Annotated in this window: 12 protein-coding genes; 7 read left to right on the forward strand and 5 right to left on the reverse strand. The window is 70.3% G+C overall.

Going from position 1 to position 13,928, the window contains the following annotated elements; all coding sequences use genetic code 11:
• Positions 1–3: 3 nt before the first annotated feature.
• Both C1A17_RS13065 and C1A17_RS13070 read right to left on the reverse strand, forming a co-directional pair.
• The gene (locus C1A17_RS13065; protein ID WP_101653385.1) at positions 4–1,395 is read right to left on the reverse strand and encodes a polysialyltransferase family glycosyltransferase; all 1,392 of its coding nucleotides are present in this window, start codon (positions 1,393–1,395) and stop codon (positions 4–6) included.
• Positions 1,392–2,384 (reverse strand): glycosyltransferase family 2 protein, encoded by a 993-nt coding sequence (locus C1A17_RS13070; RefSeq protein WP_180953332.1) that lies wholly within the window; start codon positions 2,382–2,384, stop codon positions 1,392–1,394. The genes C1A17_RS13065 and C1A17_RS13070 overlap by 4 nt, the downstream gene beginning before the upstream one ends.
• Positions 2,385–2,552: 168 nt before the next feature.
• Between C1A17_RS13070 and C1A17_RS13075 the strand changes: the two genes are divergently transcribed.
• Both C1A17_RS13075 and C1A17_RS13080 read left to right on the forward strand, forming a co-directional pair.
• On the forward strand, positions 2,553–4,142 hold the full coding sequence (locus C1A17_RS13075) for a polysaccharide pyruvyl transferase family protein (RefSeq protein ID WP_180953333.1): 1,590 nt from the start codon (positions 2,553–2,555) through the stop codon (positions 4,140–4,142).
• Positions 4,139–5,041: a hypothetical protein gene (locus tag C1A17_RS13080; RefSeq protein ID WP_101653388.1), complete on the forward strand. Its 903-nt coding sequence runs from the start codon at positions 4,139–4,141 to the stop codon at positions 5,039–5,041. The genes C1A17_RS13075 and C1A17_RS13080 overlap by 4 nt, the downstream gene beginning before the upstream one ends.
• Positions 5,042–5,103: 62 nt before the next feature.
• Here C1A17_RS13080 and C1A17_RS13085 read toward each other — a convergent pair whose 3' ends face one another.
• From C1A17_RS13085 to C1A17_RS13095, 3 genes are all read right to left on the reverse strand, one after another.
• Positions 5,104–5,988: an N-acetylneuraminate synthase family protein gene (locus C1A17_RS13085; RefSeq protein WP_101653389.1), complete on the reverse strand. Its 885-nt coding sequence runs from the start codon at positions 5,986–5,988 to the stop codon at positions 5,104–5,106.
• Positions 5,989–6,049: 61 nt separating this feature from the next.
• Positions 6,050–7,186, reverse strand: coding sequence for an acylneuraminate cytidylyltransferase (locus tag C1A17_RS13090; RefSeq protein ID WP_101653390.1), 1,137 nt, complete (start codon positions 7,184–7,186; stop codon positions 6,050–6,052).
• 36 nt (positions 7,187–7,222) lie between these two features.
• Positions 7,223–8,980, reverse strand: a complete 1,758-nt coding sequence (locus C1A17_RS13095) for a dolichyl-phosphate-mannose--protein mannosyltransferase (RefSeq protein ID WP_245873756.1) — start codon at positions 8,978–8,980, stop codon at positions 7,223–7,225.
• 301 nt (positions 8,981–9,281) lie between these two features.
• Between C1A17_RS13095 and C1A17_RS14295 the strand changes: the two genes are divergently transcribed.
• The 5 genes from C1A17_RS14295 (at position 9,282) to C1A17_RS13120 (ending at position 13,761) form a co-directional block, all read left to right on the forward strand.
• Entirely contained in the window at positions 9,282–9,596 is a 315-nt protein-coding gene (locus tag C1A17_RS14295; protein ID WP_180953334.1) for a DUF4190 domain-containing protein, read from the forward strand.
• A gap of 182 nt (positions 9,597–9,778) precedes the next feature.
• Positions 9,779–10,294 carry a DUF4190 domain-containing protein gene (locus C1A17_RS13105; RefSeq protein WP_101653392.1) on the forward strand — a complete coding sequence of 172 codons (516 nt, stop codon included), beginning with the start codon at positions 9,779–9,781 and terminating at the stop codon, positions 10,292–10,294.
• A 34-nt stretch (positions 10,295–10,328) separates the two neighbouring features.
• A complete protein-coding gene (rsmI, locus tag C1A17_RS13110; protein WP_101653393.1) occupies positions 10,329–11,204 on the forward strand; it encodes a 16S rRNA (cytidine(1402)-2'-O)-methyltransferase in 876 nt (291 codons plus the stop codon).
• A gap of 113 nt (positions 11,205–11,317) precedes the next feature.
• Positions 11,318–12,841: a methionine--tRNA ligase gene (gene metG / locus C1A17_RS13115; protein ID WP_101653394.1), complete on the forward strand. Its 1,524-nt coding sequence runs from the start codon at positions 11,318–11,320 to the stop codon at positions 12,839–12,841.
• Positions 12,841–13,761 carry a TatD family hydrolase gene (locus C1A17_RS13120; RefSeq protein ID WP_101653395.1) on the forward strand — a complete coding sequence of 307 codons (921 nt, stop codon included), beginning with the start codon at positions 12,841–12,843 and terminating at the stop codon, positions 13,759–13,761. Before metG ends, C1A17_RS13120 begins: the two co-directional genes overlap by 1 nt.
• Positions 13,762–13,928 lie beyond the last annotated feature (167 nt).

Here is a 13,928-nt window from a genome sequence, read left to right on the forward strand (position 1 = left end):
GCATCAGCGCCGGGGCCCGCCGCGATCCTTCCGCGGCGAGGCCGCTCGCTCGCGGAGTCCGTGCCGCACATCCGCGGAGGCGGAGGCGAGACGACGCGCGACGCCGCGAGCCCGGGCCCGGAGACCGCGGGCGGGAGCCCGCGGCGGCAGTCGGCCGGGCAGATCGAGTGCGGTGAGCCGACGGCGCTTGAAGTAGGTGCGGATCGTGTCGAGCGGGGTCGGGGTGAGGAACTCGACCGCCCGGTCGCGGAGGTCGGCGCGCAGCTCCGGCTGCATGCAGTAGGCGACCGCGTCGAGCAGGCTCCGCAGCTCCTCGGGCCGAGCCGGGGTGTCCGCGTTCGCGGGGTCGAGGAGACGGTGGGTGAGGACGAGGGGCACGCGATTGCTGTTCTCGTACGGCGCGACGGCCTCGAGGAGCTCCGCGGTGCCGAGCGACACGACTGGGACGCCGAACGCGGTGCGCAGCGTCATGAGGGCGGTCGAGAAGCATCCGATCACGAGGCCGGGCTCGCGGCGCAGAGCGGTGATCTCGACGAGCTCCGGGGTGTCGAGGATCTCGAAGGCGATGCCGATCTCCTCGCAGCGGGCGCGCACGGCGCTCTCCGCGGCGTAGGACGCGGCCGGGTGCCGTTTGAAGAGCACCGACCCGAACCCGCGGTCGCGTGCGAGCTCGACCATCCGGAAGTAGAGGTCGGACTCCTCTTCGACGGTGATGAGACCGATGTCGCTGAGGTACTGACCGACGATGAGGGCGGGCGGACCGGCCGGGGCGTCGGTCCCCGGGGCCGGTGCCTCGTCCGCGGGAGAGAGCTGCCCGGCGAGCGAGCGGAGGACGTCGGCGAAGCGCTGCGCGTCGATCGAGGACGCCGGCGCGCCGATCTCCTCGAGCAGCGCGGGCCGCAGTCCGGGGATGAGGTCGAGATAGAGGAGACGGCCGATCCGCTGGCGGATCGTCGTCCCGGGAGCCGTGCGGGTGGGCCCGTAGACCATGAGCCCGTCGGCGTAGACGGTGATGAGCGCAGTGCGGAAGATCCGGGAGAAGGACGTCGCCGGAGGGGCCTGGATCGACTCGACGTAGAGCTCGAGCGGGCCGTCGCCGAGGTCCCACAGGGCGCGGAAGGTGCGCTCGAGGATGATGAGGTCGCTCTCGCGCGGGCTCCACTGGCTGCAGCTGTACGGCTTGAGCGCGTCGTTGAGCAGCACCCAGCGATCGAAGCGGGCGAGCAGGAGCTGGGACATCTCCGAGCGGTAGAACCCCTCGCCGACCTCGTAGGCGATGCGGTTGTCGGCGATGACGACGATCCGCTCCTCGGCCTCGGCGATGAGATCCGCCTCGATCGCGGCGACGAGCGTGACGAGCTGGAACGGGGAGGAGACGAAGAAGAGCTGCTTCATGCCGGGACCTTCCTCTCCGCGGCGATCCGCCGCCGGACGCGGGCGAGGTCCTGCTGCCGCGCCTCGGTGAACGTCGACCACACCCTCTCGATGACCTCGGGGTCTACGCTGGCCGCGGTAGCCACAACTGATTGCGACATCGCAGCTAATAGTTTGGGAGGAATCATCTCCTCCCGCTTCAAGTGCCAGTGATAGAGCGAAATCAGGTTGTGAACTGCCTTTGTGAGATATCGTTCATTCTCCGGCTCGGACCTAATTTCCCGAATGAGAGTGTCGAACACGTGCGCGAACCCGAGTTGTCTTTCGTCGTAGACCGCTGTGAGTGAACCGCTGACGCCTCTGCGGTAGAAGTATCCCTGAGAATCGACTACAGCGAACGTCAACTCTGCAATGAAGATTCTCCAGTTCCAGTAGCGATCTTCGGCAGTGATGAACTGGGCCGGAAAATAGAGGAGGCCTGCCTCGCGCAATCGGCTCGCGTAGACGCCGCACGAGGCGTTCGGAAAGTCGACCATGGTGCGTTCGGCGCGATCGACAACGAAATCGCGAGTGTGAAGACGTACTCCGCGCCGTGCAACTGGAGCTGAACTCAACTGACGACGCTTACCTTCGACTTGAACAATGTCCGAACGAACAAAGTCGACACCAAGGCGGTTCAGCACCTCTATCATCCTTGCGAGGTGCCCGGGGCCGAACCAGTCGTCGCTGTCGAGGAAGGTGATGGCGCGCCCCTCGGCGGCGGCGATGCCGACGTTCCGGGCGGCCGAGGGTCCGTGCGGACCGGGGTTGCGGAGCACCCGGAGCCGGGGCAGCCGTGACGTCCACGACTCCGCGATCGCGACGGTGTCGTCGGTCGAGCCGTCGTCGATGACGAGCACCTCGATCTCAGCGGCCGGCAGGCCCTGCGTGGTCAGGCTCTCCAGGGCCTCGGCGAGATAGGCTTCGGCGTCCTTCGCGGGGATCACGACGCTCACTGCTGGCTGCGACATCGTCCTCTGCTGTCCTCGGTCTCGGTTGCGGGCGGTTCCGGGATCCGACCGCCGGCGTGCGTGCGCGGCCAGGGCGGTGGTCGCAGGCGGATGGAGCGGCGCTCGCGAACGGGGTCCCGGTGCGGGTATCGCTGTCCAGACTCTCACACGTAGGGCAGGATGAGAGGTATGAAACGCGTGCGCCTGTTCCATTTCGACATCCCGACCTGGGGCAACTACGGGGACAAGGTCCTCTACCCGGTGATCCGGGATCTGTTCCACGGATACGGGGAGGGCGAGGCGTTCCGGTTCGTCGGCTCGGCTCCGCTGCGCAAGGAGGTCGGGCTCGATCTCGTCGACCACATCAACGCCTGCGCCGATGCCGTGGTGGTCGGCGGTGGGGGGCTGTTCCTCCAGGACACCAACCCCAACCGGAACTCCGGTTGGCAGTGGAACATCTCCCGCGAGGCGCTCGACCGGCTGCGGGTGCCGATCGTCGTGTTCGCCGTCGGGAACAACCGGTTCCCCGGACAGCCCGACTTCGACGACCTCCTCATCGAGCACGCGAGCGCGGTGAAGGAGCGCGCCGTCTTCTTCGGACTGCGCAACACCGGGTCGATCGAGAGCATGGGGCGCCTGCTGCCCGGCGGCGCGGAGGGCATCGCCTACCAGCCGTGTCCGACGACCCTCGAATCCCGCATCTACCGGGACCTCGAGGGGGTGCGGCCGCCGGAGACCCGGGCGCTCGCGGTGCAGATGCTCGTGCACCGGCGCCAGCAGGACGCCGGATTCGACGCCGAGGCGATCCACGCGGCGACCCTCGACGCGGTGCTCCGCCTGCACGAGGACGGCTGGGACGTGTGGAACACGCCCTTCCATCCCGACGACCGGCAGTTCTCCGATGCACTCGCCGCGCGGCTGCCGGCCGATCGCACCCGCCCGCTGTACGGGTACGACATCGACTACCGCGAGGGCATCGAGCTGTTCTCCCGGATCCCCTTCGTGCTCGGCGCGCGCGGCCACGCGCAGATGATCCCGTTCGGGGTCGGCAGCGTGCCGCTGTCGCTCGATCTCCACGCGAAGCTCGGCTTCTTCGCCGCCGACATCGGCCACCCCGAGCTCGTCCTCGACCCGCAGGCCCCCGACCTCGCCGACCGGATCGTCGCGGCGGTCGAGGGAGCCTGGGAGGAGCGCGCGGCTCTCCGCTCCGACATCGACGCCCAGCAGGATCGGATGTGGGAGACGACCCTGGGCAACCTCGCACGCATCCATTCCGTCCTCGACGGCGGGACGGCGGATCCCCTCCCGTTCCGGCCGGTGGCGGCCGAGCACACCGACGTCGAGAGCTTCCACGTCCGCTCCGCCGGCGGAGCCGAGGAGGACCGGGTGTCCGCGGATCGCACCACCCGGGCGACCGAGAGGACATTGCGCCGGCAGCTGCGCGAGCTCGAGGAGCGGATCGGCCGGGTCGAGCGCGAGCGCGACGAGGCGCGGGCGAGCGCCGATTCCGCGGAGGAGCGCCTGCGAACCGTCGGGACGGAGCTCGCCGACTCCCGCTCCGCCCACGACTCGACCCGCGCTGAGCTCTCCGCGCTGCGTTCGCGGGGCTACGGCGAGGAGGCCGCCGCGCTCGGCAGACGCACGGTGCACGCGGCCCGGTGGCGGCTTCGGCGGGTGGGGCGCACGCTCGGTGCGGCGCGGCCCGGACGCGCAAGGGACGAGACCCGCACGGAGGATCCGGACCACCGCGGCGGTCCGGGGGAGGAGCGGTCCGGATGAGCGGCTGGAACCCGTTCCGGCGCGCTCCCGGCTTCGACATCGTGGTGACCTTCAACGAGGTCGACTACGGGGCGAAGCGCGAGTACGCGCCGCGCACCCTCTCCGGCACCCCGATCGGGTTCGTCGACCAGCTGTGCGTGCTCGGGGCCTCGGCCCGGGTCCATCTGCCCCGCGTGCGGCGGTACGCGGTGCACACCCAGCCGCTCGATCCGCCGCAGCGCAGCCGGCTCACCGCGAACGGCTGGGAGGTCGTGCACGCGCAGCGCCGCCCGGGGCCGCCGGAGCTCGAGCGGTTCCACGACCGGCTCGCCGGCTACGGCGTCGGCCGGGCCGGCTCACAGCTCTACCTCGACTCCGACATGATCCTCACCGGTCGCCCCGACCTCGATCTCAGCGCCCCGGTGGCAGCGACCTACGCGGGCAATCACGCCTTCGACGCGGACACCTGGAACCGACTGTGCGCGGTCGCCGGCGCCCGGCCGGTGAGTCCGGAGGCGCTCGCGGCGTACTCCTACGACGACTGGTTCCTCCGCGGGGAGTCCTCCGACATGCCCTTCCTCAACAACGGCGCGGTGCTCGTCCGCCGCGCCGAGCGCGACGGCTTCGCCGCGCTCATGGTCGAGATCGGGGACCAGATCCGGGCGGCGGGGCTGCTCGAGACCGTGCCGCGCCTCGGACACTTCTTCGACCAGGTGTGCATGAGCCTCGCCGTGCGCCGGACCGCGGGAGCGGGGCTGCTCCCGCCCGGGATCAACACCCTGCGCTCGATGGTCGACCTCGGCGATCCGGAGGTGCGGCGCCGCGCCGTCCTGCTCCACTACCTCGGGAGCAGGGACGTCGCGGACGTCCACCGGCACTTCCCCGAGCCGTTCGACGCGGTGCTCGCACCCCGCCGGTGAATGACGGCCGCCCCCGACCGGTGAGGTCAGGGGCGGCGGTCGAGGCCGTCAGCGGCGGGTGATCACTTGACCACGCGGAGCGATTCGATCTTCGACTCCTCGCCGGGCATGACGCGCTTCTTGCCATCGCCCAGGGCGGTCTCGACGGTGCGGATGTCGGCGACGAGCTGGATGAACTCGTCGGGCTCCATCGACGCCTTCTGGTCCGAACCCCACATGTCGGTGTCGAGGGTGATGTGGCGCTCGACCGTGACGGCGCCGAGTGCCACCGCAGCGATCGAGATCGCGGTGCCGATCTCGTGTCCCGAGTAGCCGACCGGCACGTTGTAGCGCTCGCGCAGGGCCGGGATGGCCAGCAGGTTGACCTCCTCCGGCGGCAGCGGGTAGGTCGAGGTGGCGTGCATCATCACGAGGTTCTCGGTGCCGAGGGTCGCCACGGCCTTGTCGATCTGCTCGAGGGTCGACATCCCGGTCGACAGGATCACCGGCTTCCCGGTGGCCTTGACGGCTTCGAGGAGCGGGATGTCGGTGACCGAGGCGGACGCGATCTTGTAGGTCACGGCATCGAAGCGATCGAGGAACTTCACCGAGTCGATGTCCCACGGCGAGGCGAACCACTGGATGCCGATCTCGCGCGCGTAGCGGTCGATCTCGGTGTACTCCTCGTCCTCGAATTCGACGCGGAACTTGTACTCGAGGTAGGTCATCTCGCCCCACGGGGTGTCGCGCGGCTTGGACTTCTGGTCCTCCGGGACCGCGACATCGGGGTTCCGCTTCTGGAACTTGACCGCCTGGGCGCCCGCCTTCGCAGCGACGTCCATGAGCTGCTTGGCGATCTCGACGTCACCGTTGTGGTTGATGCCGATCTCGCCGATCATGTAGACCGGCTGGCCGGGGCCGACGAGGATGTCGCCGATGGCTACCGGCTTGATCTCGTTCACAGACATGAGACCTTCTTTCTGGTAGGTGTACGGGCTCGGTGGTGCTCGTGCTGGATCATGCAGTCGTTCATTCCGCCGGGATGAGGTCGCACACTTCGCGGACCGCCCCGTGCCCTCCGCGGTGCGACAATACCAGCCGCGCGGCGAGGAGCACCTCGGGATGTGCGTCGGCCACCGCGACGGGCCAGCCGACGACGGAGAACGCCTCGAGGTCGTTGATGTCGTTGCCGACGTAGGCGACGCGCTCCGGATCGAGGTCCTTCTCCCGCATCCACGAGAGGAGCACATCGGCCTTATTGTCGATCCCCTGGGCGACCTCGACGTGAAGTTTCTCCGCCCTGCGGGTGACGACGGGGTTGCGCTCCTTCGACAGGATGAGGAACGGCACGCCGTGCTTGACGAGTCGGCTCACGCCCATCCCGTCGCCGCGGTGCACGCGGACCATCTCGTCCCCGTGCTCGTTGACGTATCCCGCATCGTCGGTGTGGACGCCGTCGAAATCGGTGACGAGGGCGTCGACGTCGAGGACCGTGGGGCTGCCGCCGGCCGCGGCGATCGCGCGGACGAGGGTGAGGTCGGCCATGGTGTCGATCTCGCGGGCCTGCTCGAGAGGAACTTCCTCGATCTCGATCCGGCCGAAGAACCGGTGGCGGTGCTCCTGCAGCCCGGCCGTGCGCATGATGTAGAAGGCGCCGGTCTCGTTGTAGTGGATCTTGCGGTCCTGGCGGCGCGGTCGGAAGGCGGCGTCGTGGCCGACGGCCTGCGCCCGGGCGGCGTCGTCGAGCGTCCACAGGAAGCTGTGGTCCTCGACCGCGGAGAACACGACGTCGGCCTCGTCGGAGGCGACCCGCTCGATCGCGCTGTCGATCGACTGCGGGTCGATGAACGGCGAGGTGCACTGGAGGAACGCGGTGATGGCGTAGTCCTCGGGGAGCTGGTCGATGGTGTAGAGGAGGGCCTCCTCGCTGCTCGCCAGGTCCCCGGAGATCTCGTCGGGACGGCGGACGACGGTCGCTCCGGCGCGCTCGGCCTCCGCGGCGATGCCGTCGTGATCGGTGGAGACGACGACGAGGTCGACCCGGGTCGCCTGCGAGGCGGCTTCGACCGCCCGCGCGAGCAGGGTGGTGCCGGCGACCTTCTGGAGGTTCTTGAGCGGGATGCCCTTGGATCCGCCGCGGGCGGGGATGATCGCAACCGTCCGCATCGAGTTCAGCTGTTGAGTCACAAGGCTTTCAGCGTACTACACCCACGTCGGGTTCCACATTCGTGCACGCCAGTCCTCGTACGGCAGCATCTGCCCGGTGTAGACGGGGTAGAACCAGGCGAACGCGAGGATCGCGCACGCGACGACGAGGCCCACCGCGAGGCGCCTGCCGAGGAGCACGCGATCGGTGCGGTCGCGCCCGGCGTCCGGTTCGCCCCACAGCAGACCCAGGCAGTAGGCGAGGGCGAGGACGACGAAGGGCACCATGACGATGGTGTAGAAGGTGAAGATCGTCCGGTCCTGGTAGAAGAACCACGGGACCCAGGTGGCGAGGAGTCCCGCGAGGATCGCACCGGCCCGCCGGTCGCGGCGGAGCAGCCAGGCGCCGAGCACGAGGACGATCGCGACGGGTGCGAGTCCCCAGATCACCGGGTTGCCGAGCGAGGTGATCGCCTGCGAGCAGCGCTCGGCGACGCAGCCGGCTTCCCCCTGCTCGAAGGATTCGTAGAAGAAGGAGGTCGGGCGCCATTGGACGATCCAGCCCCACGGGTTCGACATGTACGGGTGCTCGGAGTCGAGCCCGACGTGGAAGGTGTAGGCGGTGTAGTGGTAGTGCCCGAGGCTCGCGAGCCAGTCGGGCAGGAACGACCACCAGCCGCGGTTGTCCGCCGCCCAGGACCGGTCCCAGCCGCCGGGATTGAGGATCCAGCCCAGCCAGCACACGACGTAGACGACGAGGGCGACGGGCACGAGGGAGAGGAAGGCGGGGACGGAGTCCTTGACGAGGGCGGCCGTCCACGGACGACGCACGCCGGCGCGGCGCCGGGCGCCGACGTCCCACAGGACCGCGAGGATCCCGAACACCGCGAGGGCGTAGAGCCCGGACCACTTGACGCCCATCGCCAGGCCGAGGCTGATCCCGGCGGCCAGCCGCCACGGCCGCAGGCCCAGGGAGGGCCCGAACTCGGGGGAGACGAGCAGTCGGCGGGTCGCCGCGCCGCCGCGCGTCGCGGAGTCGAGGACTTCGGAGACGAAGCGCAGCGGCTGCGGCCGGAGCCGCTCGGCGACCGAGGCCGACTGTGGGCGGGTGGCGACCGAGGCCGGCTGCGCGTAGGCAGCACCGGACCCCGCAGCGGGGGCCGCCGGCACCTCGGCGCGCGGCCGGGGACCGCCGGACCCGGGAGAGTCCGGTGCCCGGGTCATCCGCTCGACGAGCCTCCGGTCGGCCCACTCGCGATCGAGGACGAGGAATCCGAAGGCGAGCAGGATGAAGAACATGAGGAAGATGTCGAGCAGACCGGTGCGGGAGTGGACGAAGTGCTCGCCGTCCACCGCGAGGAGCAGGCCGGCGATCGAGCCGATCCACAGCGAGGAGAACAGGCGGATCGCGATGCGGGCGAGGAGGAAGATCGACAGCGCCCCGATGAGGGCGGCGCCGAACCGCCAGCCGAACGAGGAGTCCGCGCCGAACAGCTCGATGCCGGAGCCGAGGATCCACTTGCCCAGCGGCGGGTGGACGACGTACGCGGGGGAGTCGAGGATGATGTCTGCGTCCCCGGCCTCGAAGGCCGCATTGGGCTCGTCGGGCCAGTCCCGCTCGTAGCCGAACCGGGTGAGCGAATAGGCGTCCTTGACGTAGTAGGTCTCGTCGAACACGAGGCGGGAGGGGAACTCGAGCCGGTGGAACCGGAGCGCCCCGCCGAGGACCGCGAGCAGCGCCGGGATGAGCCAGCCGAGCAGCGCGTGCGGGGAGCGCACGGGCAGCAGTCGGGATCCGAGGGTCGAGAAGCTCACACGGATCAGTGTAGACAGCCGCGAGCGGGGCTCGGGTCCTCTCGCCCGGGGGGTGGTCGATGCCGCGACCGGCGCATAGGCTGGGAACCCTCGACCCCGACCGGAAGCAGCTGACGCAGCCATGGCGCACGACCCGAACATCCCCTCCGCCGGAGGATCGCCGGACGGACACGGTGTCCCGCAGCCGGGGTATCCCAGAGCCCCGCAGGGCGGGTATCCCGGAGGGCAGCAGGCGCCCGGCCACCCCGCGCCGCAGTACCCGCACCCGCACCCCTACGCGGCATCGCCGACCATGGCGCCGATGGGCGGGGCACCCGCCCCGTCCCCGGCGCACCCGCTCGCCCTGACCTCGATGCTCCTCGGGATCGGGGCCGGGGCATTCGGATTCCTCGGACTGTTCCTCGGCATCCTCATCCCGCTCGCCTTCCTCGCAGCCGTCGGCGCGGTCGTCACCGGGCACATCGCCCGGTCGCAGATCAAGCGGACCGGTCGGGAGGGCGGCGGCATGGCCCTCACCGGCATCATCATCGGCTACGCCGTCGCCGCCCTGTGCATCCTGCTGTTCCTCCTCGCGATCGGACTCGGGGTGTTCCTCGGGATGACCGGGCGGCTCTGAGCGTCCTGCCGGCCCGTCCGCCGGTTGCTCGCCTTCCGTCCGCCCCGTTCGCCCTGCGCCCGGTCTGCTGTGCGACAGGTTCGACGCGGATATTGCCGAACCGTGACATCCTCCGATTGCCGGGGCCGTCCGCGACGGCCTACCGTTGATCCCAGACGGTCGAGAGAGAAGAGAGTCCCCACATGTCCAGCAACGGCTACCAGCCCGATCCCTACGGCACGAGCGGCGGTTCCGCCGGCTATCCCGGCGGCGCTGCGGCCTACGACGCCTACGCCGCCCCGGCGTACGGGTCCGCTCCGGCGGGCGCCCAGTACGGCGACGCCGGCTACGGCCAGAGCGCGTCCTACGGCGGCGACCCCTACGCCGCGCAGTCCGGCTACGCCGCACCGCAGAGCTACGGCGCCCCCGGCGGCTACGTGCAGACGCGGCCGACGAACACCATGGCGCTCCTGTCGCTCATCATGTCGCTCGTCGGCATCGCCACCGGCGGCATGACCTCGATCCTCGGCATCATCTTCGGTCACCTCGGCAAGAGCCAGATCAAGCGGACCGGCGAGGCCGGCGAGCAGATGGCGCTGTGGGGGCTCATCGTCGGCTACGTCGTGCTCGGCCTGTGGGTGCTGTTCTGGGTCCTCTACATCCTGTTCTTCGTCGGGATGTTCGGGCTCGCCATCTGGGGCTCGACCGCCGGCTACTGACCCCGCACCCGCCCTGCCGCATCCGGTTCGCACCGTGACCCCTGCCGATCCCGCGCCCGAGGCGCCCGCCCCCCGCACCGGGGACGGGTGCCTCGTGCTCGTCGGGACCCCGATCGGGAACCTCGGCGACGCCTCGGAGCGGCTGCGGCACGAGATCGGGGCCGCCGACCTCATCGCCGCCGAGGACACCCGGCGCTTCCTCGGGCTGGCCGATCGGCTGGGGCTCGCCCACACCTCGGCGATCATCAGCCTCTTCGACCACAACGAGGACGCGAAGGCCGCCGACATCGCCGACGCCGTCGCTGCGGGCAAGCGGGTCGTGCTCCTCACCGACGCGGGGATGCCCGCGGTGTCCGACCCCGGCTACCGGGTGGTGCGCGCGGTCGCCGACCGCGACCTGCCCGTCACCTCGGCGCCCGGCCCGTCCGCCGTGCTCACCGCGCTCGCGCTGTCCGGCCTCCCCTCGGACCGCTTCGCCTTCGAGGGATTCCTTCCCCGGAAGGCCGGGGAGCGATCCCGCGCTCTCGCCGCGCTCGCCCGCGAGGAGCGCACGCTCGTCTTCTTCGAGAGCCCCCACCGGATCGCCGCGGCGCTCGACGACATCGTCGCCGCCTTCGGCCCCGACCGGCCGATGACGATCTCGCGCGAGCTCACGAAGACCTACGAGGAGGTGCTCCGCGGGACCGCCTCCGAGCTCCGCGACCGCGCGGCGGAGGGGCTGCGCGGCGAACTCACCCTCGTCGTCGCCGGACACCCGGGGGATGCCGCCGAGCCCGCCGACCACCTCGCCGAGATGCGACGCCTCGTCGACGGCGGGATGCGGGCGAAGAAGGCCGCGGCCGAGGTCGCCGAGCGCCATAGGATCTCCACCCGCGCGATGTACGAGGAGTACCTCCACGCCGAGGACTGAGCGGGGCGCGGATCAGCGGTGTGCGCACTGCGGATCGGCGGCCCGCGGGGACCGGGCCGAGCACCGCGGACGCGGGCCCGAGCGCCCCGGTGCGATCAGTAGACTGGGTGTCCATGAGCTTCTACATCACCACCGCCATCGCGTACCCGAACGGCGCCCCGCACATCGGGCACGCCTACGAGTACATCGCCGCAGACACCATCGCGCGATTCCACCGGCTCGCCGGCGAGGACGTCTTCTTCATGACGGGCACCGACGAGCACGGCCTCAAGATGCAGCAGACGGCGCAGAAGCTCGGGGTGAGCACCCAGGAGCTCGCCGACACGAACTCCGCGGCCTTCCGGGCGCTCGACGACATGCTCGGCGTGTCCTACGACCGCTTCATCCGCACCACCGACGCCGACCACCGGGCCACCTGCCAGGAGCTGTGGCGGCGGATGGAGGCCAACGGCGACATCTACCTCGACTCCTACTCCGGGTGGTACTCGGTGCGGGACGAGGCGTACTTCGCCGAGGACGAGACCGAGGTCGTCGACGGCATCCGCGTCGCCCAGTCCTCCGGCGCCGAGGTGACGTGGACGGAGGAGGAGTCCTACTTCTTCCGCCTCTCGAAGTACCAGGAGCCGCTGCTCGAGCTCTACCGCGAGCACCCCGAGTTCGTCGGCCCGGACGTGCGCCGCAACGAGGTCGCCTCGTTCGTCGCCTCCGGTCTCAAGGACCTCTCGATCTCGCGGACGACCTTCGACTGGGGGATCCCGGTCCCCGGGGACGAGAAGCACGTGATGTACGTGTGGGTCGACGCGCTCACCAACTACCTCACCGGGGCCGGGTTCCCGCACGACCCGGCCGCCTTCGAGCGCTGGTGGCCCGCCGACGTCCACATCATCGGCAAGGACATCGCCCGCTTCCACGCGATCTACTGGCCGGCCTTCCTCATGAGCGCCGGGATCGAGCTGCCCCGCCGCGTCCACGCCCACGGCTTCCTCTTCAACAAGGGCGAGAAGATGTCGAAGTCGGTGGGCAACGTCGTCGATCCCTATGCGCTCGTCGAGGGCTACGGGCTCGACACCGTCCGCTTCTTCGTGCTCCGCGAGTTCTCCTACGGCCAGGACGGTTCGTATTCCCACGAGGGCATCGTCACCCGCAAGAACACCGACCTCGCCAATGAGTACGGCAACCTCGCCCAGCGCTCGCTGTCGATGGTGGCGAAGAACTGCGGCGGCGCCGTCCCGACCCCGGGCGAGCTCACCGCCGACGACGAGGCGCTCCTCGCCGCCGCCCGCGGCGCCTACGCGCAGGCCGCCGAGCACGTCGGCACACAGAGCCTCCACCTCTACCTCGAGGCGTGCTGGAAGGTGCTCGCGGCGGCGAACAAGTACTTCAGCGCGCAGGAGCCGTGGAAGCTCCGGAAGACCGACGAGACGCGGATGGCCACGGTGCTGTGGGTGACGATCGAGGTCGTGCGCATCATCACCCTGCTCGTCCAGCCGGTGATGCCGGAGTCCACCGCCCGCCTCCTCGACCTGCTCGCGGTGCCCGCGGACGCGCGCGACTTCGCCGCCCTCGACACCCCGCTCGTCGCCGGCACTCCGCTGCCCGCGCCCGTCCCGGTGTTCCCCAAGTTCCAGGAGGACTGATGGCCTCGCGCGCCGCAGGAGACTACCCTGAGGTGCCCGAACCGCTCCCGGTTCCGGGCGTCGACACCCATACCCACCTCGACATCTGCACCGGTGCCCGCGGTCCGATCAAGTCGGGCGAGCCCGCGCCGGAGGTCGAGCCGGGAGCTGACGAGGAGTTCCCGCCGCTCGCGTTCTTCCACGACACCGCCCAGCAGGCGGGGGTCACCCGGATCGTGCAGATCGGGTGCGACATGCGCTCGGCGCGCTGGACCGCCGAGGTCGTCGCCGCCGAGGCCGCCGCCGGCCGGGACTGGATGCTCGGCGGGGTGGCGATCCACCCGAACGAGGCGCCGCGGCTGGCCGCGGTGGGCCTCCTCGAGGAGTCGCTCACCGAGATCGAGCAGCTCGCCGCGGGGGAGAGGATCCGCGTCGTGGGGGAGACCGGACTCGACTACTTCCGCACCGAGGACGACGGCATCGCCGCGCAGCAGGAGTCGTTCCGCGCCCACATCGAGATCGCCAAGCGGCAGGGGCTCGCGCTCCAGATCCACGACCGGAACGCCCACGCCGACGTGCTCCGGATCCTCGACGAGGAGGGGGCGCCGGATGTCACGGTGTTCCACTGCTTCTCCGGGGACGCGGAGTTCGCCCGGGCCTGCGCCGAGCGCGGCTTCTTCATGTCCTTCGCGGGGAACATCACGTTCAAGAATGCCGCCGACCTGCGCCACGCGGCCGCCGTGGTCCCGCCCCGCCTGCTGCTGAGCGAGACCGATGCACCGTTCCTCACCCCGCACCCGCACCGCGGCCGCCCTGGTGGGCCATACCTCACTGCGGTGACCCTGCGAAAGCTCGCCGAGGTGCGCGAGGAACCCCTCGCCGAGGTGTGTGAGCAGGTGAGCGCGAACGCCGAGCAGGCCTTCGGCACCTGGGAGCTGTGACGCCGGGAGCAGGCGACGACACCCTTTCGTGACCTGCGCCGTGACCCGGTGAGCGACCGGTGCTGCGGCCCTGACCTCGGGCGTTGTCTCGCGCATGTAACAGGATTGCCATTTTGATAACGAACCGGTTACGCTTGGTGCAGTCTTCTTCCTGCCCCCATACTCCC

Source organism: Brevibacterium ihuae, assembly GCF_900184225.1.
GTDB lineage: Bacteria > Actinomycetota > Actinomycetes > Actinomycetales > Brevibacteriaceae > Brevibacterium > Brevibacterium ihuae.